Origin of the sequence: Curvibacter microcysteis (assembly GCF_028649455.1) — a bacterium.
GTDB lineage: Bacteria > Pseudomonadota > Gammaproteobacteria > Burkholderiales > Burkholderiaceae_C > Curvibacter > Curvibacter microcysteis.
Genome location: NZ_JAQSIO010000001.1, coordinates 972,037 through 990,983, shown reverse-complemented (window position 1 = coordinate 990,983; position 18,947 = coordinate 972,037). Strand labels below are relative to the sequence as shown.

Annotated in this window: 18 protein-coding genes and 1 riboswitch; of the genes, 9 read left to right on the top strand and 9 right to left on the bottom strand. The window is 66.7% G+C overall.

What is annotated here, in order from left to right; genetic code table 11:
* The first annotated feature begins 137 nt into the window (after nucleotides 1–137).
* Entirely contained in the window at nucleotides 138–1,223 is a 1,086-nt protein-coding gene (locus PSQ39_RS04470) for a homocysteine S-methyltransferase family protein (protein ID WP_273925470.1), read from the top strand.
* On the opposite strand, the gene PSQ39_RS04465 is transcribed toward PSQ39_RS04470, so the two are convergent.
* The 4 genes from PSQ39_RS04465 to PSQ39_RS04450 form a co-directional block, all read right to left on the bottom strand.
* Complete coding sequence (locus PSQ39_RS04465) at nucleotides 1,205–1,735, bottom strand: hypothetical protein (protein WP_273925469.1); 531 nt, start codon at nucleotides 1,733–1,735, stop codon at nucleotides 1,205–1,207. The two genes, PSQ39_RS04470 and PSQ39_RS04465, sit on opposite strands and share 19 nt — an antisense overlap.
* Nucleotides 1,736–1,744: 9 nt before the next feature.
* Entirely contained in the window at nucleotides 1,745–2,242 is a 498-nt protein-coding gene (locus PSQ39_RS04460; RefSeq protein ID WP_273925468.1) for a hypothetical protein, read from the bottom strand.
* Nucleotides 2,239–3,057: a LysM peptidoglycan-binding domain-containing protein gene (locus PSQ39_RS04455; protein WP_273925467.1), complete on the bottom strand. Its 819-nt coding sequence runs from the start codon at nucleotides 3,055–3,057 to the stop codon at nucleotides 2,239–2,241. Before PSQ39_RS04455 ends, PSQ39_RS04460 begins: the two co-directional genes overlap by 4 nt.
* A 210-nt stretch (nucleotides 3,058–3,267) precedes the next feature.
* The gene (locus tag PSQ39_RS04450; RefSeq protein ID WP_273925465.1) at nucleotides 3,268–4,194 is read right to left on the bottom strand and encodes a LysR family transcriptional regulator; all 927 of its coding nucleotides are present in this window, start codon (nucleotides 4,192–4,194) and stop codon (nucleotides 3,268–3,270) included.
* A gap of 150 nt (nucleotides 4,195–4,344) precedes the next feature.
* Here PSQ39_RS04450 and PSQ39_RS04445 point away from each other — a divergent pair, with 150 nt between their 5' ends.
* Nucleotides 4,345–4,767, top strand: coding sequence for a PACE efflux transporter (locus PSQ39_RS04445; RefSeq protein ID WP_273925634.1), 423 nt, complete (start codon nucleotides 4,345–4,347; stop codon nucleotides 4,765–4,767).
* 17 nt (nucleotides 4,768–4,784) lie between these two features.
* Here PSQ39_RS04445 and PSQ39_RS04440 read toward each other — a convergent pair whose 3' ends face one another.
* Entirely contained in the window at nucleotides 4,785–5,363 is a 579-nt protein-coding gene (locus PSQ39_RS04440; protein WP_273925464.1) for a cyclic nucleotide-binding domain-containing protein, read from the bottom strand.
* Between the two features lie 59 nt (nucleotides 5,364–5,422).
* A riboswitch (S-adenosyl-L-homocysteine riboswitch) is annotated at nucleotides 5,423–5,503 on the top strand.
* 26 nt (nucleotides 5,504–5,529) lie between these two features.
* On the opposite strand from PSQ39_RS04440, the gene metH reads away from it, so the two are divergent.
* Both metH and PSQ39_RS04430 read left to right on the top strand, forming a co-directional pair.
* A complete protein-coding gene (metH, locus tag PSQ39_RS04435; protein WP_273925463.1) occupies nucleotides 5,530–8,262 on the top strand; it encodes a methionine synthase in 2,733 nt (910 codons plus the stop codon).
* A 138-nt stretch (nucleotides 8,263–8,400) separates the two neighbouring features.
* A complete protein-coding gene (locus PSQ39_RS04430; protein ID WP_273925462.1) occupies nucleotides 8,401–9,204 on the top strand; it encodes a hypothetical protein in 804 nt (267 codons plus the stop codon).
* 73 nt (nucleotides 9,205–9,277) lie between these two features.
* Here the strand turns inward: PSQ39_RS04430 and PSQ39_RS04425 are convergent, their stop codons facing one another.
* The 4 genes from PSQ39_RS04425 to PSQ39_RS04410 form a co-directional block, all read right to left on the bottom strand.
* Entirely contained in the window at nucleotides 9,278–10,414 is a 1,137-nt protein-coding gene (locus PSQ39_RS04425; protein WP_273925461.1) for a serine hydrolase domain-containing protein, read from the bottom strand.
* A gap of 116 nt (nucleotides 10,415–10,530) precedes the next feature.
* On the bottom strand, nucleotides 10,531–11,730 hold the full coding sequence (locus PSQ39_RS04420; protein WP_273925460.1) for an amidohydrolase family protein: 1,200 nt from the start codon (nucleotides 11,728–11,730) through the stop codon (nucleotides 10,531–10,533).
* A gap of 72 nt (nucleotides 11,731–11,802) precedes the next feature.
* Entirely contained in the window at nucleotides 11,803–12,555 is a 753-nt protein-coding gene (locus tag PSQ39_RS04415; RefSeq protein ID WP_273925459.1) for a TetR family transcriptional regulator, read from the bottom strand.
* A gap of 90 nt (nucleotides 12,556–12,645) precedes the next feature.
* Nucleotides 12,646–13,419 carry a ferredoxin--NADP reductase gene (locus tag PSQ39_RS04410; protein WP_273925458.1) on the bottom strand — a complete coding sequence of 258 codons (774 nt, stop codon included), beginning with the start codon at nucleotides 13,417–13,419 and terminating at the stop codon, nucleotides 12,646–12,648.
* A 374-nt stretch (nucleotides 13,420–13,793) separates the two neighbouring features.
* Here PSQ39_RS04410 and PSQ39_RS04405 point away from each other — a divergent pair, with 374 nt between their 5' ends.
* From PSQ39_RS04405 to PSQ39_RS04385, 5 genes are all read left to right on the top strand, one after another.
* Nucleotides 13,794–15,410 carry a 6-hydroxynicotinate reductase gene (locus PSQ39_RS04405; protein WP_273925457.1) on the top strand — a complete coding sequence of 539 codons (1,617 nt, stop codon included), beginning with the start codon at nucleotides 13,794–13,796 and terminating at the stop codon, nucleotides 15,408–15,410.
* A gap of 25 nt (nucleotides 15,411–15,435) precedes the next feature.
* Nucleotides 15,436–16,359 carry a UPF0280 family protein gene (locus tag PSQ39_RS04400; RefSeq protein ID WP_273925456.1) on the top strand — a complete coding sequence of 308 codons (924 nt, stop codon included), beginning with the start codon at nucleotides 15,436–15,438 and terminating at the stop codon, nucleotides 16,357–16,359.
* 21 nt (nucleotides 16,360–16,380) lie between these two features.
* Complete coding sequence (locus PSQ39_RS04395) at nucleotides 16,381–17,022, top strand: amino acid synthesis family protein (RefSeq protein WP_273925455.1); 642 nt, start codon at nucleotides 16,381–16,383, stop codon at nucleotides 17,020–17,022.
* Nucleotides 17,023–17,072: 50 nt separating this feature from the next.
* Nucleotides 17,073–17,657, top strand: a complete 585-nt coding sequence (locus PSQ39_RS04390; RefSeq protein ID WP_273925452.1) for an amino acid synthesis family protein — start codon at nucleotides 17,073–17,075, stop codon at nucleotides 17,655–17,657.
* 79 nt (nucleotides 17,658–17,736) lie between these two features.
* Nucleotides 17,737–18,942 (top strand): ABC transporter substrate-binding protein, encoded by a 1,206-nt coding sequence (locus PSQ39_RS04385; RefSeq protein WP_273925450.1) that lies wholly within the window; start codon nucleotides 17,737–17,739, stop codon nucleotides 18,940–18,942.
* Nucleotides 18,943–18,947: the final 5 nt, after the last annotated feature.

Here is an 18,947-nt window from a genome sequence, read left to right as displayed (position 1 = left end):
TCTGCACCAAATAACCATCCAGTCTAGCAAAGAAGCTTTATTTGTAACAGGGGGTTTCAAGCTGGCGGCGCGGCCAGGCGCGCCATCGCAAAACCCTGTTGTCTGGGCGGCCCGGGCGGGTTTTCTACAATCGGGGGATGAAACCCGTTGTCTACACGCGCGCCCAGGCGCTGCCCGAAATCCTGTCCCGCCGCATTGCCATCCTGGATGGCGCCATGGGCACCATGATCCAGCGCTTCAAGCTCTCCGAAGAGCAGTACCGGGGCGCCGGCTACACCGGGGCAGGTCACCAGGGTGAGCGCTTCACTGGGTTTCACAAAGACATCAAGGGCAACAACGAATTGCTCAGCCTGACCCGCCCGGACGTGATCAGCAGCATCCACGAAAGCTACCTGGCTGCGGGTGCCGACCTGATCGAGACCAACACCTTTGGCGCCACCACCGTGGCCCAGGCCGACTACGACATGGCGCCGCTGGCGCGTGAGATGAACCTGGTCTCGGCCCAACTGGCGCGCGCTGCCTGCGACAAGTACAGCACGCCCGACAAGCCGCGCTATGTGGCTGGCGCCCTGGGCCCGACGCCCAAGACCGCCAGCATCAGCCCCGATGTGAACGACCCCGGCGCACGCAATGTCAGCTTCGAGGAGCTGCGCGCCGCCTACTACGAACAGACCGAGGCCCTGGTCGAGGGCGGCGCTGACGTGCTGCTGGTCGAGACCATCTTCGACACCCTCAACGCCAAGGCCGCGCTGTTTGCCATCGACGAGTTCTTCGAGGCCAGCGGCGAACGCCTGCCGCTGATCATCAGCGGCACCGTCACCGACGCCTCGGGCCGCATCCTCTCCGGCCAGACCGTGACCGCGTTCTGGCACAGCGTGCGCCACGCGCAACCGCTGGCCATTGGCTTGAACTGCGCGCTCGGCGCCACCTTGATGCGCCCCTACATCCAGGAGCTGAACCGCGTCGCGCCTGACACCTTCATCAGCTGCTACCCCAACGCCGGTCTGCCCAACCCCATGAGCGACACCGGCTTTGACGAAACGCCCGACGTCACCAGCCGCCTGGTGCATGAGTTCGCGGCCGAAGGCCTGGTCAACATCGTGGGCGGCTGCTGCGGCACCACGCCCGACCACATCGGCGCCATCGCCCAGGCCGTGCAGACCGTGCCCTCGCGCGTGCTGCCCGTGGCCGGGCGCTTTGGCGCCTACCGCGAAGCAGCCTGAGGCTGGGGCGCTAAGCCGGGCGAGGCAGGGCCCACCCCGGGCGTCCCCCGGCCCCCGAGCCGGGCCTTCCTGGGCCAGACGACTTCGTAGCCCATGCAAGGCAGCACATTGTGCTGCGCTGGGTCGTCATCGAAACGGTTGGTGCTGAACGCCTCTTCGTTGGCATAGAAGAAGAGGTACCAGTACCCGGTGTCGGGGTCAGCCGGTTCGACCACTTCGATGACGGTGACACGGCATTGGGCGGTGGCGCGGGGCAGGTGGAAGACCTGGCTGCGGGTGCCGAACAAAGGGATGTCGGGCCGCGAAATGGCCTCTTCGCGGTAGCGGGTGTAGCGGCGGTTCAGGCAGTTCAGGGTTTGAGAGCGAAAGCTCACCTGGCGGTCGGTGGCGTGGAAGTGGCCGTGGCAGACGCGGCCCTGGGTCTCCAACTGGGGCACCAGAACGCGCGGGGCCGTGAGGCCGGGCTGGGCAGCCAGTGCCGCCATTGCGATGAGTGGCCAAAGACGGCTCATGGTGCTGCTTCAGGGCGAGCCGTGGGCGGCCTTGCCACCCGACGGTGGGGTCGGCCTGGGCCAGACGACTTCGTAGCCCATGCAGGGCAGCACATTGTTCTGCGCCGTGTTCTCGTAGAAACGGTTGGTGCTGAACGCCTCTTCATTGGCATAAAAGAAGAGGTACCAATACCCGGCGTCGGGGTCAGCCGGTTCGACCACTTCGATGACGGTGACACGGCATTGGGCGGTGGCGCGGGGCAGGTGGAAGACCTGGCTGCGGGTGCCGAACAAAGGGATGTCGGGCCGCGAAATGGCTTCTTCGCGGTAGCGGGTGTAGCGGCGGTTCAGGCAGTTCAGGGTTTGAGAACGAAAGCTCACCCGGCGGTCGGTGGCGTGGAAGTGGCCGTGGCAGACGCGGCCCTGGGTCTCCAACTGGGGCACCAGAACGCGCGGGGCCGCCGCTGAGGACAGGGCCATCAGCGCGGCCAGCGCGACTGGCCTCAGCAGACGTGTTGGGCGCTTCATGACATCAGGCCGTACAGGTGGCCCAGGTGGAGGAGCTCGACGACATAGCGGATCTTCTGGGCGTACATGGGGTCGCCCCGACCGTTGTAGAGCGCCAGCGTTTCGGGCGTGAAGTCGCGCCAGCCCGTGATGACCCTCACGGTGCGCACACACTGGGCGCGAAAGGCCTGACCAGGCTGCAGGGCGGTGTTCAGTGTGGGGTTGAGGGCGTGGAGGTGGTCCACGGAAGACCTGTGTCGGGAGGCCATCCGGGGCCAGGTGTCCCCCGGGCGCACCACGTCGTTCACCACGGGTGCCTCCGGGGCTGCTTCGGTGCGCAGTTCAGAGAGGGCCAGGCGATTGAGCAGGTAGGCCAGTCCGGCGCGCAGGTTGAACACGGGGTCTGTGGTGATTGCCTCCCGGCTCAGCCCTTGCCGGGCCGCAGGTGGCAGGATCAGGTCGATCTTTTCTTTGCCGCCCAGCACCACGTCGATTCCGGGGTCGTCGTACAGGCCGATCTGCATGGGGTTCGTGTACCAGTGCTTGACTTCACCGCCGGTTTCAGTCCAAAGCATGGCCTTGATCAGGTGCCAATCCAGCGGAGGCATGCGGGTGGGGTGCAGTCTTTCCTGGAATTCGCGCACGAGGTCTTGTATCAGTCCGTCGTATTGACCCCAGCGCGTGGGGTCGTCCAGCGCCTTCATGATGCCCATTCGCCAAGGCCTGTGGAGGCCGCTGTGAACGCTGTTGAGCATGCGCAAAGCGCCCAGCAGGTCGCGTCGGGCGTCCTGGCCCAGGCCCGACAGTTTCAGGGTCGGTAAGGAATGGTCGTCCATGTGCAGCCCTCAAGCTGAGCGCCCCAAAAACCAGGGCTTGAAGGGTCACCATGTTGCAAGCCCAGGGTCGGATGCCTGACGCCGTTGACTGAGTGAAGCGCGCCTGCTGTCCAGACCCCCGGGACCGGTTGTCAAGCAGGCCGCCGCTGCGCCCACAAGGGCGGTGCGCGGCGCGCGTGACCGGCGTCCACGTGGCGCTGGTTCTGGGCCTCAAGCCCGTGGGGGGCGCCCGTCCTGCGCCTGAATCAGCTCAATGAAGCGCCGCGCGCCCAGGCCCAGCGGGCGCTCTTTGGACCAGACCACGTCCACCCACAGGGTCAGGCCGTTGGTGAGGTTCTCAAATGGCAGCTCGACCAGGGTGCCCGCCGCCAGTGGCGAGCGCACAAAGGACTGCGGCAGCCAACCCCAGCCCAGGCCGGCCTCGATCAGGCGCAGCGCAGCGACCTGGTTGTCGGTGCGCCAACAGTGGCGGCCAAACACGAAGCGCGGGTCGCTCTGGGCCAGGTCGCGGCTGGCCACCACGATCTGGCGCAACTCGGTCAGCAGGTTTTCCCGAAACGCATCCGGGGCCGCGGCAGGGTCGGACCCCGCCCTTTGTCGCAGGGCGGGGTGGCTGGGCGCCAGCACGGCCACCAGGGTTTCGCTGCCCACTTCCTGAAAGCCTTCGCGGCCATCCAGGCTGGGGCGCTCAAAGACCAGGGCCAGTTGGGCGCGGCCGCTGTGCAGCAGCTTGAGGGCATCGGTTTGGGGCGCGGCCAGCACCTCGACCTGCAGCAGCGGGTGCTCGGCCGCCAGCGTGGCCAGTGGGCCGCTCCACTGCGCGGCCAGCAACTCGGGCGCAATCGCCAGCGTCAGGCGCTCTTCCAGGCCCTGGTTCAGTGCCAGGGCCTGGGTGTTGAGCTGGCGCAGCTGGGCCGCGAGCTGGCGCGCCTGCGGCTCCAGGGCGCGTGCGGCTGGGGTGGGGCGCGGTTCGCGGCTGCTGCGGTCGAACAGGCTCAGGTCCAGTTCGGCCTCCAGCTGGGCCATGGCCATGCTCACGGCCGAGGGCACCCGGCCCAGGGCGCGGGCAGCGGCCGAAAACGAGCCCCGGTCCAGCACGCTGAGAAAGACGTCGATGTTGTCGGAGCTGAAGGCCATGGCTTTGATATGTCAGAAATTCTGAAAGGAGCTGACTTTAAGTATCAACCATGAGCACATAAAGTAGCGGCCATGTCCACGCCTTTGCCCCCCTCTTTGCCCACCGCCCCGACGGCGGCCCCCATTGCTCCCCGCGCTGGGTGGGTCGTTTTGCAGGGTTGGCGCCGCCGCCTGGTGTTTGTCTCTTGCTACGAGGGCCTGGCCATCGTGTGCTCCAGCTGGGGCCTGGCCCAGATGTCGGGCGACGGCCTGGGCCATGCGGGGGTGATGGGGGTCGCTTCGTCGGCGATTGCGGTGCTGTGGAACCTGGTGTTCAACGCCTTGTTCGAGCGCTGGGAGGCCCGTCAGGCGGTGCGTGGGCGCAGTTTCGCGCGGCGTGCGGCCCACGCGGTGGGCTTTGAGGGCGGCTTGCTGCTGTTTTTCGTGCCCCTGTTTGCCTGGTGGTTCGAGGTCAGCCTGTGGCAGTCCCTGGTCATGGATGTGGGCCTGCTGGTGTTTTTTCTGGTCTACACCCTGGTTTTCAACTGGGTGTTTGACCGCGTGTTTGGCCTGCCCGCGTCCGCCGCACCCTGAGTGCGGGTTGGCTGGGCTCAGGACGGGATCAGGCGGTCCATCTCCTGCTGCATGGTCTGGATCAGCGCGGCGTAGCTCTTGAGTTTGTCGGTGCGTTCGCGCACCCGGTTACTCATGTGCACGCCAATGGCCAGCAGCAGTTTCACGCCCAGCGTGGGGTCTTCTTCCAGCAAATCGCCCAGGGCCTGGCGGGTCAGCTTGGCCGCCAGCACATCGGTGCAGGTGGTGCAGGTGGCCGAGCGGGCCGAGCCATCCAGCAGGCCCAGTTCACCCACCAGGGCCCCGGCGCCGATCACGGCGGTGGTGATGGGGGTGCGGCGGCTGACGATGAAGTTCTCCACCATCACATCGCCCTCAAGGATCAGCAGCATGTAGTCCGTGTCCTCGGTCTGGCCTTCGCGCATGAAGCACTGGCCGGCCAGCAGGCGGTAGGGCTCCATGTAGCTCACGACGCGGCGGGCATCGTCGGCGGAGAGCTGGATCAGCGCCGCGGGCGCGTGCAGCATTTGCGCGGCCAATTCGGCCGCCGGCGAGTCCTGCACCGACAAGCGCCGGCGCTTGCGGGGATGGAGCCGGTTCATCAAGGATTCGAACATGGTGGGGCGTTTGGAACAGGGGGCGATCAGGGGAAATGCTTGACGCAGTAAAATCATGGTATCTCAAGGAGCGTTGCAGCAGGCCCCCCGGGGCCTGTCAGGCTTGAGGCTTTTCGTGATTTCAACGACGCTCACCTGATCCCAGCCGTCCCTCCAGGTGAGTCTCATGCCCGAAAAGTCCCTCGTTTCTGTTCCCCCCATGCTGCTGTCGGGTCTGGAGCCCGTTCGCATTGGCGAGGGCACCTTGTTCGTCAACATCGGCGAGCGCACCAACGTCACCGGCTCCAAGGCCTTCGCTCGCATGATCCTGAACGGCCAGTTCGAGGAGGCCCTTGCCGTGGCGCGCCAACAGGTCGAAAACGGCGCGCAGGTGATCGACATCAACATGGACGAGGCCATGCTCGACAGCCAGGCCGCCATGGTGCGCTTTTTGAACCTGATCGCATCCGAGCCCGACATCGCCCGCGTGCCGATCATGATCGACTCCTCCAAGTGGAGCGTGATCGAGGCCGGCCTGCGCTGCATCCAGGGCAAGGGCATCGTCAACTCAATCAGCATGAAGGAAGGCGAGGCCGCTTTTCTGCAGCAGGCCAAGTTGCTGCGCCGCTATGGCGCCGCCGCGGTGGTCATGGCCTTCGATGAAAAAGGCCAGGCCGACACCTACGAGCGCAAGATCGAGATCTGCGAGCGGGCCTACCGCCTGCTGGTCGACGCGGTGGACTTTCCGCCCGAAGACATCATCTTCGACCCCAACATCTTTGCCATCGCCACCGGCATCGAAGAGCACAACAACTACGCGGTTGACTTCATCAACGCCACGCGCTGGATCAAGCAGAACCTGCCGGGCGCCAAGGTGTCGGGCGGCGTGTCGAATGTCTCCTTCAGCTTCCGCGGCAATGACCCGGTGCGTGAGGCCATCCACACCGTGTTCCTGTACCACGCCATCCAGGCGGGCATGGACATGGGCATCGTCAACGCCGGCATGGTCGGTGTCTACGATGACCTGGAGCCAACGCTGCGTGAGCGCGTCGAAGACGTGGTGCTGAACCGCCGCCCCGATGCGGGCGAGCGCCTGGTTGAAATCGCCGAGACCGCCAAGAGCGGCGCCAAGGACGAGAGCAAGCGCCTCGAATGGCGCGCGGGTACGGTCGAGCAGCGGCTGTCGCACGCGCTGGTGCACGGCATCACCGAATTCATCACCGAAGACACCGAAGAGGCCTACCAGGCCATCCTGGCCAAGGGCGGTCGCCCGCTGCACGTCATCGAAGGCCCCTTGATGGACGGCATGAACGTGGTCGGTGACCTGTTCGGCCAGGGCAAGATGTTCCTGCCCCAGGTGGTCAAGAGCGCGCGCGTGATGAAGTCCGCCGTGGCCCACCTGATTCCCTACATTGAGGAAGAAAAGCGCCAGGACGAGGCCGCTGGCCGCGATGTGCGCTCCAAGGGCAAGATCATCATCGCCACCGTCAAGGGCGATGTGCACGACATCGGCAAGAACATCGTCACGGTGGTCTTGCAGTGCAACAACTTCGAGGTCGTGAACATGGGCGTGATGGTGCCCTGCCACGAGATCCTGGCGCGCGCCAAGGTCGAGGGCGCGGACATCGTGGGCCTCTCGGGCCTGATCACGCCCAGCCTCGAGGAGATGCAGTACGTGGCCGCCGAGATGCAAAAGGACGACCACTTCCGCGTCAAGAAGATTCCGCTGCTCATCGGTGGCGCCACCACCAGCCGCGTGCACACGGCGGTCAAGATCGCGCCGCACTACGAAGGCCCGGTGGTCTACGTGCCCGACGCCTCACGCAGCGTGAGCGTGGCGCAAAGTCTGCTGTCCGACAACGCCCAAGGCTATGTGGACGAGCTCAACGCCGATTACGACAAGGTGCGTCAGCAGCACGCCAACAAGAAGCAGACCCCGCTGTGGCCCTTGGCCAAGATCCGCGCCAACAAGACCCCGCTGGACTGGGCCGCCTACACCCCGCCGGTGCCCAAGTTCATTGGCCGGCGCGTGTTCAAGAACTTTGACTTGGCCGAGCTGGCCAAGTACATCGACTGGGGCCCCTTCTTCCAGACCTGGGACCTGGCCGGCCCTTACCCGGCCATCCTGGACGACGAGATTGTGGGCGTCGAGGCGCGCAAGGTGTTTGAAGACGGCAAGCGCATGCTGCAAAAAATCATCGAGGGCCGCTGGCTCAACGCCAGCGCCGTGATGGGCATTTACCCGGCGCAGCGCGTGGGCGATGACGACATCGTGCTCTACACCGACGAGAGCCGCAGCCAGGTCGCGCTGACCTGGTACGGCCTGCGCCAGCAGACCGAAAAGCAGGCCGTGGACGGCGTGATGCGCCCCAGCCGCTGCCTGGCCGACTTTGTGGCCCCGCCAGACAGCGGCCGCGCCGACTACGTGGGCGTGTTCGCCGTCACCGCCGGCCTGGGCGTGGAAAAGCGCGAGCAGGCCTTCATGGACCAGCACGACGACTACTCCGCCATCATGCTCAAGGCCCTGGCCGATCGCCTGGCCGAGGCCTTTGCCGAATGCCTGCACCACCGCGTGCGCAGCGACCTCTGGGGCTATGCCGCCGATGAGGCCCTGAGCAATGAACAGATGATTGCCGAACAGTACCAGGGCATCCGCCCCGCGCCGGGCTACCCGGCCTGCCCGGACCACAGCGTCAAGCGCGAGCTGTTTGCGCTGCTGCAGTGCGACGACATCGGCATGGGCCTGACCGAGAGCCTGGCCATGACCCCGGCCGCCAGCGTCAGCGGCTTCTACTTGAGCCACCCGGACAGCACCTACTTCAACGTGGGCAAGATCGCGGAAGACCAGCTGCAGGACATGGCCCAGCGCCGCGGTCTGCCTGAGGACGCGCTGCGCCGCCTGCTGGCGCCGCAGCTCTGAAACCCGCGCACCGACGCGGTTTTTGCCCGGCTTTGACGCGAAGTTCACGCTTTGTCAGCAAGCTGTGACCTGAGCCTCTTAAATTGCCACCTGATGTTGAGCGGGTCTGTTCGGGCCCGCCTTGAAGAAGGGTTTGCCATGGCTGTCTCTGTCCACGCTTCGCCGCTGCCGCCTGCGGGCAACAGGCCTTCCTGGCCCCGCTGGTGGACTTCAGTCCTGCCTTGGCTGGGCGTGGTGGGCCTGGCCTTGCTGGCCACGGTGATCCACATCCAGACCCGGCCCGCTGAGCCTGTGCCACCGGCCTTGCCGCAGCGGTCACCGGCCCCAGCAGCGCCTGAGGCGGCCTGGCCGCCCGTGGTCACGGCTCCAGCCTCGCGCCCTGAGGCGCCAGGGGCCCGTGTCGACGATGCCCCCCGTTCTGGCCCGGCCCTGCCACCGCCCCCCGCATTGTTGCGTCCACCGGCCCTGCCGCCCCAGGGCGAGCCGCCGCGTGCCCTGCAAGGCGTTTACGGCACGGCCCCGGCCTGCCCGAACTGCGGTTGGGTGGAGTCGGTGCAGGCGATCAGCTCGGGCGGTTTGCCGCCGGGGGCGGCCTGGGCTGCCGGTGCGGCGGTGGGGGCGCAAGCCGGCGCGGGTTATGGCACCTCGTCTGCTCGTCCTGGCGGTCACAACGTGGCTGCCACCGCCGCTGGCGCCGTGGTCGGGGCCTCGGCCATGGCGGGCCAGCCTCAGGGCGGCTACCAAATCCGCATCCGCATGGAAGACGGCAGCCAGCGCGACCTGCAGCAGGCCGAGCCCTTGCCTTTGGGCGCGGCGGTCGTGCTGGAAGGGGGCGTGGCCCGTCTGAGCAGCGCGCGTTCAGGCGCCACCACGGGCACCAGCAGCGCGGCCAACGCCAACGCCTCACCGGCCGCCACGGGCAAGAGCTACGGCACGCGCTGAGCAGGCGTGTTCAAGCCTGACCCGGGGCGCCGTGTGCTGCGTGTGAGGGGGGCTCAGCGCGGCGGCGTGTGCTTCACAGCGCCGCGTAGACCAAGGCGGGCCACAGCTCGATCAGGTGGCGCAACTGGCCCGGGGCCTGGGTCAGCAAGACGGCCAACAGGTCTTCGGCGGGATCGACAAAGAACACCGTACCGCCCAGGCCGCTCCAGCTGTACTGGCCGGCCGAGCCTGGGCGCGCGGCCAGGCCGGTTTCACGGCGCACCGCCACGCCCAGACCAAAGCCGTGGCCGGGTGCCAGGATGTCGCCCGCCACCGGGCGTGGACCCAGGTGGTCGGTGGTCATGAAGCGCAGGGTGGCCGGGCTGAGCAAGCGCAGCGTCTGCCCAGTGGTGGGCTCGTGGCGGCTGCCGCCGCCCAGCATCAGTTGCAAAAAGCGCGCGTAGTCACTGGCGCTGGACACCAGGCCCCCGCCGCCTGACTCAAACACCGGCGGCTGGCTCACATCGATCAGTTGCACGGGAGCGCCGGTTTGCGGGTCGCGCTCAAAAGGCTCGGCCAGGCGGTGCTGCTGGCCGGCGGGCACGCAAAAGCCGGTGTCGTCCATGCCCAGCGGGCCCAGCACCAGGGTGTTGAGCGCCTCGCCCAGGGTTTGGCCAGTGACGACCTCCAGCACCGCGCCCAGCACGTCGGTGGCACGGCTGTATTCCCAGGTGCTGCCCGGCTGGTGCTGCAAGGGCAGGGGGCCCAGGGCGGCCACCAGTTGTTCATTGCTGTGCCGGCGCGAGCCGATGCGCGCCCCGAGGTAGGCCTCGGCCACCGGGCCGGGCTCCCAGGCATAGCTCAGGCCGGCGGTGTGGCGCAGCAGGTCGTGCAGGGTGGCGTCGCGCTGCACCGGGACCAGGCCTTGCGGCGTCCACACCTGCTGCTGGGCAAAGCTCGCAACGTAACGCGACACGGGGTCGGCCAGTTGCAGCCGGCCTTGTTCCATCAGCCTCAGCACCGCCAAGGACACGATGGGCTTGGTCATCGAGTAGATGCGGAACAAGGTGTCGCGCGCCATGGGGGGGCCGCTGGGGCGCTGCGCGCCCAGGGCCTCGAACAGCACGGTGTCCCCGCGTTGCTGGATCAGGGCCACCGCCCCGGGCAGCAGGCCTTGGTCGATGAGCTGCTGCAAATGGGCTTGCAGCTGGTGCAGGGCAGGGGCGTGCATGACAGGTCTCCGCGCCCGCAGAGGTGGGGCGCTGCGCGATTCTAGGAAGCCCTGCCCAGGGCTGCCGTCGCCTGGGCGATAGCGCCGTGCCCCGCTTGCCTGCCCCTCAGCGGGGTTCAGTGCGCGCCGCTGAGGACCACCGGGATCTCGGTGGCCGGCGGCGTGTTGCGGCTGCGGCCACAGCGCACCAGGCCGTCGATCATCACCATGCCGATGCCTGGGATGTCGCCGAGCTCGACACTCTCCAGCAAGGTCTTGCCGGCGGTGTGCTGGGCCCGGTCCATGAAGACAAAGTCAGCGGCCCGGCCCACCTCGATCAGTCCGCAGTTCAGGTTTCGGATGCGCGCCGTGTTGCCGGTGGCAAAGCAGAACACCAGCTCGGCCGGGATGTTGGCGAAGCTCGAAATCAGCGCAATCATGCGCAGCATGCCCAGGGGCTGCACGCCCGAGCCGGCGGGCCCGTCGGTGCCCAGGATCACGCGGTGCGGACACTTCAGTTCCATCGCGGCCCGCGCGGCCTGGATGGCGATTTTTTCATTGCCGTTGTGCACCAGTTCGATGGCGCGCGAGGACTTCTCGCACAGCTCGCAGACATGCTTCCAGGGCAAGGAGGTGTGGCCGCCGTTGATGTGACCGATCACGTCGGCATCGGCCTCCAGCACCACGTCCTTGTCGATCAGGCCCGAGCCCGGGATCGAGGGGCCGCCGGTGTGGATGGTGCTCTGGATGCCGTGTTGCCGCGCCCAGGCCACCATTTGCTGGGCTTCGTAGCCGGCCTTGACCGAGCCCAGGCCCACTTCGCCGAGCAAGGTCACGCCCGCGTCGGCCAGGTCTTTGAAGTCCTGCTCGGTCATGCCTTTTTCAATCACCGGCGCGCCCGCGATCACCTTCACACCGCCAGGGCGGAAGTTGTCAAACGAGCGCTGCGCGGTGATGGCCAGCGCCTTCAGACCGACGATGTCCTTGGGGCGGCCAGGCAGGTGCACTTCGCCGGCCGAGACCATGGTGGTCACGCCACCGTTCATGGTCGAGTCGATCCAGCCGATCTGGTTTTGCCGCGGGGTCCAGTCGCCAAACACCGGGTGCACATGGCTGTCGATCAGGCCTGGCGCCACGCAGGTCTGGCGTGCGTCGATGACGGTTTGCGCGCCCTCGGTGTCGCAGTCCTTGTAGCGGCCCACGGCCGTGATCAGGCCGTCATGCACGACCACGGTGTCAGCGTCGAGGATCGGGTGATCGAGATCGCCTGACAGCAAGAGGCCGATGTTCTGGATGACGACTTTGCCGGACTTGGCGCCGGCGGCGGGTTCTGCCATGGTGTGCTCCTGTGGGGGTGAGGTCGGAAGACCCCCACCCCGGCGGGGCGGCGGGTCAGGCAAGGGTCGGGTTCAGGCGCTGGCGGCTGGTGGCCTGGTGCTGGCACGCGATCGCGCAGGGGTGGGCGCGGCCAACGGGGGGTGCGGGGCCACGGCGCGCAGCACGGTGTCGATGACGAATTCTTCCCAGTGCGCCAGGGCCTCGGGGGCTTCCAGGTCTTCGCCCAGAAAGGCCGACAGCGTGTGCCGGTTGGACATGTAGAAGTAGCCGTTGGCGGCGATCAGCAGGTACAGGTCGCGCGCGGCCATGTCGGGCCGGAACAGGCCCTGGGCCTGGCCACTGGCCAGCAGTTGGCGGATCACTTCGATCGCGGGCGAGGAGTACTCGCGGGCGCGCACCGATTTGACGATGTGCTTGCCCTTGTGCAGGTTCTCGGTGTTGAGCAGGGTGACGAATTCGGGGTTGCGCCGGTAGTAACCGACCACAAAACGGATCACCGCCTGCAAAGCGTCCACCGGCTGATCGGGATCGAGATCAAGCTTGGCCTCGGCCTCGTTCATGCGGCGGTAGATTTCTTCGATGACCTCGATGTAGAGACCTTCCTTGCTACCGAAGTAGTAGTAAATCATGCGGTCGAAGGACTTCGCCGCTTTGGAGATCTTCTCCAGGCTGCCCCCATCGTAGCCATAGCGGGCAAACACCTTGATGGCCGCTTTCAAGATGTTGTCGCGGGTGGTTTGAGCCGCTTGCTCGCGCACGCCCGGGCGGCGCGCCAGGGGGCTTGACTTCGCTGCGGTCCGGGTCTTTCTGGGGGTGGCAGACATGGTGGATCCAGAGCAAGGGATGGGCCAGCCGCCGCAGCGGCTGCAAAAAAAAGTGGGCCCGTGCCTCCGTGGCGGGGCCCACCGGGCCGTTCACTGGTCGGCAAAGGCGCGTTCGATCACGAAGTCGCCGGGTTTGGTGGTGTTGCCTTCTTTGAAGCCGCGCGCTTCCATCATGTGCTTGAGGTCGCGCAGCATCTCGGGGCTGCCGCAAATCATCACGCGGTCTTCGACCGGGTTCAGCGCGGGCAGGCCCAGGTCGGCGGCCAGTTGGCCGTTTTCGATCACGGTGGTCACGCGGCCTTGGTGCTTGTAGGCCTCGCGGGTCACGGTGGGGTAGTACTTGAGCTGCTGGCTGACCATCTCGCCCAGGAACTCGTGCTGGGGCAGTTCTTGGGTGATGTAGTCGTGGTAGGCCAGTTCATTGACTTGGCGCACGCCATGCACCAGCACGACTTCTTCGAACTTCTCGTAGGTCTCGGGGTCGCGGATCAGGCTCATGAACGGGGCCAGGCCGGTGCCGGTGGACAGCATGTACAGGCGCTTGGCAGGCAGCAGGTAGTCGATCAGCAAGGTGCCGGTGGGCTTCTTGCCCACCACGATCTTGTCACCCACCTGGATGTGCTGCAGGCGCGAGGTCAGCGGGCCTTCGGGCACCTTGATGCTGAGGAACTCGAGGTGTTCTTCGTAGTTGGCGCTGGCGATGCTGTAGGCGCGCAGCAGCGGCTTCTCGTTCACGCGCAGGCCGATCATGGTGAAGTGGCCGTTGGAGAAACGCAAAGCAGTGTCGCGGGTGGTGGTGAAGGAGAAGAGGCGGTCAGTCCAGTGGTGGACGGACAGCACGGTTTCTTCAAGAAAGGCACTCATGGTGTTCAGGTCACAAAGTTGAATAAAGGGGTGAAGGCAGGGCGCTGGGGCGGGGGATTTTCCGATTTTTTGGCCGGGCAGGCGACTGGCTCACGCCCCTCCATTGTTCCGCAAGTTGCATGGCCCTCTTTTTTGGGCGCTGTCAGGGTGGGCTGGCCGGGGGCACCGAAGCGGGGCGCTGAGCGGGGTGTGCATCAAATCGGGGCTCCTGATGCCCCCTTTTTGGGAGCGGAAAAATACCGTTGCGGGGCTGCAGTGAATGCGCTACATTGACCTCCAATGTAGTGAACGCCACATTTTTGTTAAGTGGATGCTACACAAAATGAAATGGCTGCACAAGCTGTCTTTTGGCCCCCACAAACCAATCTTCAGAGATGACTGAACACACCAAGACCGATGGATTGCCGGGACTCGATGCCCCGGGTTTGCCGCAGGTGATGGAGCGGGCCCGGCCCCGCAATGAGCGCATGAACAGCGCCAAGGTCGAGTGCAATGCCTGCCCCGTGTTGTGCCAAATCTCCGAAGGCCGCGCCGGCGCCTGCGACCGCTACGCCAACCATGGCGGCACCCTGGTTCGCCTGGATCCGGTGGTGGTCTTGCGCCGCAGCCTGGACGCCGGTGAAGCAGCCCTGGTCCCCTTTGCCGGGCGCAGCGCCGAGGTGGCGGCATCCGACACGGCAGCCCCCATGCCAGCCTGGTCCGGCGACCTGCTGCACAGCGAGCAGGTGTTTGTCACCGGTGTGGGCTCGTCCACCACCTACCCCGACTACAAACCCGCGCCCTTCATTGTCGGCTCTCAGCAGCAGGGGGTGGACATGGTGACGGTGGTCACCGAGGGCATCTTCAGCTACTGCAGCTTCAAGGTGAAGATCGACACCGACCGCTTTCTGGGCGCCGAGCAGGCCAATGTGCGCTGCAAGGGCGAGGTGGTGGGCCACGTCACCACGGCCGAGTACGGCTCGCAAATGCTGTCGCTCGGGGGGGTGCACCACCTCACCGGCGGCAGCAAGAAAGAAGGGCGCATCACCGCCGAGATGATGCAGGCCCTGGGCAACAAGCAAGCGGTTGAGTTCACCATCGACGGCGGCTCGCAGATCGTCATCCAGGCGGGGCGTGCCCCCATCGTCAATGGCGTGGCCGAGCAGCGCATGCGCGTGGGCTGCGGCTCCGCCGCGGTGGGCATTTTTGCGCGCCAGTTCTTTGGTCTGGTGGACGAGGTGGTGGTGGTGGACGACCACATCACCGGCGTGCTGACCGAGCACCAGGCCGGGCGCTGCCTGGACATGAAGCCTTCGGGGATTGCCATGCGCGGGCGCAAGTCCACGCCGGGCCGCTACTTCCAGGTGGCCAACCCGGGCAATGGCTGGGGCGGCACCGACATTGCCGAGCCCTTGTCCATCCTGGACCCGTGGGACCCGGTGGTGGCCTGGCCCGGCCTGCGCTTGCTGATGACGTCCACCACCGGCGAACACGCCAGCTGGTACGTGCTGGACGCGCAGTTGCAGCCGGTCGAAACCGAGATGCCGGCCGAAGTGCGCCGCATCGTCGACCGCATCGGCGAGAACTGCGAGCCCTCGCTGTCCACCGTGCTGTTCTTGGCGGGGGCGGGCGGCAGCCTGCGCGCGGGCGTCACTGAAAACCCCGTGCTGCTCACGCGCTCCATCAAGCAAGCGCTGGTCAATGTCACCGTGGGGGGCGCGCCCGCCTACGTGTGGCCAGGTGGCGGCATCACCGTCATGGCCGACGTGCTGCGCATGCCCGACAACAGCTTTGGCACCGTGCCCACGCCCGCCATCGTGGCGCCCATCGAGTTCAGCATGCGGCGCAGTGATTACGAGGCCCTGGGCGGGCACATGGGCCAGATCCGTGGCTTGCAAGAGGTCTTGCAGCGCGGCGCCTGGCACAACGACGGCGCGCCGCAGTCCCTGCAGTGGTTGACCCTGCCCGAGGCCAACCCGTGGCCGCTGGGCCAGCCACCGCTGCTGGGCTGAGCCACCGTCTCCACCGCACCCACCCATGCACGCCACCCGCCACCTGCTGCCCGACGCCCGCTGGCATTTTCAGCACGGCCCCATCGACCTGGTGATCGGCGCCGAGGGCGACGCCCCGGCGCTGGCGGCCGCGCACGAGCGCGCCTGGCAGCGCTTTGAACAGGTGCTGCCCGAGCTGGTGGCCGAGCTGCCCACGCTGCGCCAGCCCGTCGGCACGCACTGTGCGCTGCAAGGTCCGGTGGCGCGCCGCATGTGGCAGGCCTGCCTTCCGTTTGCACCGCAGCAATTCATTACCCCCATGGCGGCGGTGGCGGGCGCGGTGGCGCAAGAGATCGTGGCCGCTTACGCCGTGCCCGGTGTGCGCCGCGCCTGGGTCAACAACGGCGGCGACATCGCCTTGCACCTGCAACCCGGTCAGCGCGCCCGCATCGGCTTGTTTGCCGACCTGGCCCGGCTGGACCTGCCGCAGCTGCGGCAAGGCCTGCAGCTCGATGGCCAGTTCGAGCTGCCCGCCGAGTGGCCGGTGCGCGGGGTGGCCACCAGCGGCTGGCGCGGGCGCAGCCACTCGCTGGGCATTGCCGACAGCGTCACCGTGCTGGCCGCCACAGCGGCCCAGGCCGATGCGGCGGCCACGGTGATCGCCAACGCCGTCAATGTGGACCATCCCGGCATCGAGCGCCGCCCGGCCGGCGAGCTGCGCGACGACAGCGACCTGGGGTCGATTCCCGTCACGGTGGCGGTGCCTCCCCTGCCCGAGGCGCTGCTGCGCCAGGCCCTGCACCGGGGCTTGAAAAAAGCGGAAGAATTGAGGGCTGCGGGGCTGGTATGGTTCGCCCTGCTGAGCTGCCAGCAGCAGGTGCTCAGCACCGAACACCCAGGCGCGCTCAGCAGGCCCGAAAATAGCCCGGCGCCATGGCTCAAAAATGAAGTTGGTTCAGTATTTGCTTAACGAAATGCACAGGCACCAGACATGATCGACATCCGACGCGTTTTCACCCATGTTGAAGAAATCCGGCACGAATTCGGGCCGCCGGCGGCCGTGCCGCTCCAGCGTGGTGCCATTGGGGCCGTGCTCACCAACCCCTTTGCTGGCCGCTATGTGCAAGACATCCTGCCCATGATGGACGCGCTGCAGGCGGTGGGCATCGACATGGCACAGCGCCTGCGCGCCGCCATGGACGTGCCCGTCGAGCGCATCGAAGGCTACGGCAAGGGCGCCATCATTGGCGCCGCCGGCGAACTGGAACACGGTGCGCTGTGGCATGTGCCCGGCGGCTACGCCATGCGCGAACTGCTGGGCTGGAAGGGCGACCGCGACGCCTACAAAAAAGGTGCTGCCGAGGTCAAGACGGGCCAACCTGGCAACGCCTTGTCCATCGTGCCCTCGACCAAGAAGGTCGGTGGCCCGGGCGCCGCACTGGACGTGCCGCTGACCCACATCAACGCCAGTTATGTGCGCAGCCACTTTGACGCCATCGAGGTGCGCGTGCCCGGCGCACCGCTGCCCGACGAGATCGTCTTCATCCTGGCCATGAGCACCGGTCCCCGCGTGCATGCCCGGGTGGCCGGCCTGGCCGCCGACGCCATCAGCCAATGGGACGGCCTGCGCTGAGCGCCGCCGCCCGCACCGCCCCCAACGAGAACCGATTCGAGGAACAGAACATGAGTGCCAAGATCCGCAAAATCATCGTGCAGGTGGACGAAGTCCGCGTCGAGATGGGCCGCCCCGTGAACCCGCCGGTGCGCAAGGCGCTGGCCATGGCCGTGATCGACAACCCCTTTGCCGGCCGCTACGAAGAAAACCTCGACGCCCTGGTGGCCATCGGTGAAGAACTCGGCGGCCTGCTGGGCCGCCGCTGCGTGCAGGCCTTGGGCATTGAGCCTGGTCAGGCCCACAGCTACGGCAAGGCCGCCATCGTGGGCGAGGCCGGCGAGCTGGAGCACGCCGCCGCCATCCTGCACCCCAAACTGGGCGCCCCCTTGCGCGAAGCGGTTGAAAAAGGCGCGGCCCTGGTGCCCTCGTCCAAGAAACGCGGCGGTCTGGGCACCGCCATCGACGTGCCCCTGGGCCACAAGGACGCCGCCTACGTGCGCAGCCACTTTGACGCCATGGAGGCGCGCGTGGCCGACGCACCGCGCGCCAACGAGATCGTGGTCGCCGTGGTGGTCACCGACGGGGGCCGTCCGCTGCCCCGCATCGGCGGCTTGCAAGCCCATGAAATCAAAGGCCAGGACGGCCTGCGCTGAAGCCGCGCCGACCGCCCCCGCTTCCCCCACCAGCTCCCGCTCACTCACTCACCCCCACCCACCCACAGGAGTGCTTCCCATGCCGCTGACCCCTTCCCTCATGCGTGCCACCGCACTGGCCGCCCTGGCCACCAGCCTGGGCCTGGCCCATGCCGACAACGTCATCAAGATCGGTGAAATCAACAGCTACAAGGCGCAGCCCGCCTTCCTCGAGCCCTACAAAAAAGGCATGGAGCTGGCGATCTCCGAAATCAACGCCGGCGGCGGCTTGCTGGGCAAGAAGGTCGAGCTGATCACGCGCGACGACAACGCCAACCCCGGCGACGCCGTGCGTGTGGCCGAAGAGCTGCTGTCGCGTGAAAAAGTCGACGTGCTGACGGGCTCCTTCCTGTCGCACATCGGTCTGGCCCTGACCGACTTTGCCAAGCAAAAGAAGGTCTTCTTCCTGGCCGGTGAGCCGCTGACCGACAAGATCGTCTGGCAAAACGGCAACCGCTACACCTACCGCCTGCGCCCGTCCACCTACATGCAGGTGGCCATGATCGTGCCCGAGGCCGCTGCACTGAAGAAAAAGCGCTGGGCCCTGGTCTACCCCAACTACGAGTACGGCCAGTCTGCAGCCGCCACCTTCAAGACCCTGCTCAAGGCGGCCCAGCCCGATGTCGAGTTCGTGGCTGAACAAGCCCCGCCGCTGGGCAAGGTCGACGCCGGCAGCGTGGTGCAGGCCCTGGCGGACGCCAAGCCCGATGCGGTGTTCAACGTGCTGTTCGGTGCCGACCTGTCCAAGTTCGTGCGCGAAGGCAACACCCGTGGCCTGTTCCAGGGCCGTGAAGTGGCCAGCCTGCTCACGGGCGAGCCCGAGTACCTGGACCCGCTCAAGGACGAAAGCCCGAACGGCTGGATCGTCACCGGCTACCCCTGGTATGGCATCCAGACCCCAGAGCACAAGACCTTCCTGACGGCCTACCAAGCCAAGTTCAACGACTACCCCCGCCTGGGCTCCATCGTGGGCTACAGCGCCATCAAGTCGCTGGCCGAAGGCATCAAGAAGGCCGGCTCCACCGACACCGAGAAGCTGATCACCTCCTTCAAGGGCCTGCAGGTGCCGACGCCGTTTGGCCGCATCACCTACCGCCCCGAAGACAACCAATCGACCATGGGCGGCTACATCGGGCGCACCAAGAACGACGGTGGCAAGGGCGTGATGGTGGACTACCGTTACCTCGATGGTGCCAAGTTCCAGCCCACGGCCGAAGAGGTCAAGAAGCTGCGTCCCGCCGACTGAGTTGG

Coding starts and splice junctions, on each gene's coding strand:
- metH (WP_273925463.1), top strand. CDS start 5,530: ATGCCCGAAAAGTCCCTCGTTTCTGTTCCCCCCATGCTGCTGTCGGGT.
- PSQ39_RS04465 (WP_273925469.1), bottom strand. CDS start 1,735: ATGAGCCGTCTTTGGCCACTCATCGCAATGGCGGCACTGGCTGCCCAG.
- PSQ39_RS04395 (WP_273925455.1), top strand. CDS start 16,381: ATGATCGACATCCGACGCGTTTTCACCCATGTTGAAGAAATCCGGCAC.
- PSQ39_RS04455 (WP_273925467.1), bottom strand. CDS start 3,057: ATGGACGACCATTCCTTACCGACCCTGAAACTGTCGGGCCTGGGCCAG.
- PSQ39_RS04470 (WP_273925470.1), top strand. CDS start 138: ATGAAACCCGTTGTCTACACGCGCGCCCAGGCGCTGCCCGAAATCCTG.
- PSQ39_RS04420 (WP_273925460.1), bottom strand. CDS start 11,730: ATGGCAGAACCCGCCGCCGGCGCCAAGTCCGGCAAAGTCGTCATCCAG.
- PSQ39_RS04400 (WP_273925456.1), top strand. CDS start 15,436: ATGCACGCCACCCGCCACCTGCTGCCCGACGCCCGCTGGCATTTTCAG.
- PSQ39_RS04390 (WP_273925452.1), top strand. CDS start 17,073: ATGAGTGCCAAGATCCGCAAAATCATCGTGCAGGTGGACGAAGTCCGC.
- PSQ39_RS04425 (WP_273925461.1), bottom strand. CDS start 10,414: ATGCACGCCCCTGCCCTGCACCAGCTGCAAGCCCATTTGCAGCAGCTC.
- PSQ39_RS04385 (WP_273925450.1), top strand. CDS start 17,737: ATGCCGCTGACCCCTTCCCTCATGCGTGCCACCGCACTGGCCGCCCTG.
- PSQ39_RS04410 (WP_273925458.1), bottom strand. CDS start 13,419: ATGAGTGCCTTTCTTGAAGAAACCGTGCTGTCCGTCCACCACTGGACT.
- PSQ39_RS04405 (WP_273925457.1), top strand. CDS start 13,794: ATGACTGAACACACCAAGACCGATGGATTGCCGGGACTCGATGCCCCG.
- PSQ39_RS04460 (WP_273925468.1), bottom strand. CDS start 2,242: ATGAAGCGCCCAACACGTCTGCTGAGGCCAGTCGCGCTGGCCGCGCTG.
- PSQ39_RS04415 (WP_273925459.1), bottom strand. CDS start 12,555: ATGTCTGCCACCCCCAGAAAGACCCGGACCGCAGCGAAGTCAAGCCCC.
- PSQ39_RS04430 (WP_273925462.1), top strand. CDS start 8,401: ATGGCTGTCTCTGTCCACGCTTCGCCGCTGCCGCCTGCGGGCAACAGG.
- PSQ39_RS04450 (WP_273925465.1), bottom strand. CDS start 4,194: ATGGCCTTCAGCTCCGACAACATCGACGTCTTTCTCAGCGTGCTGGAC.
- PSQ39_RS04440 (WP_273925464.1), bottom strand. CDS start 5,363: ATGTTCGAATCCTTGATGAACCGGCTCCATCCCCGCAAGCGCCGGCGC.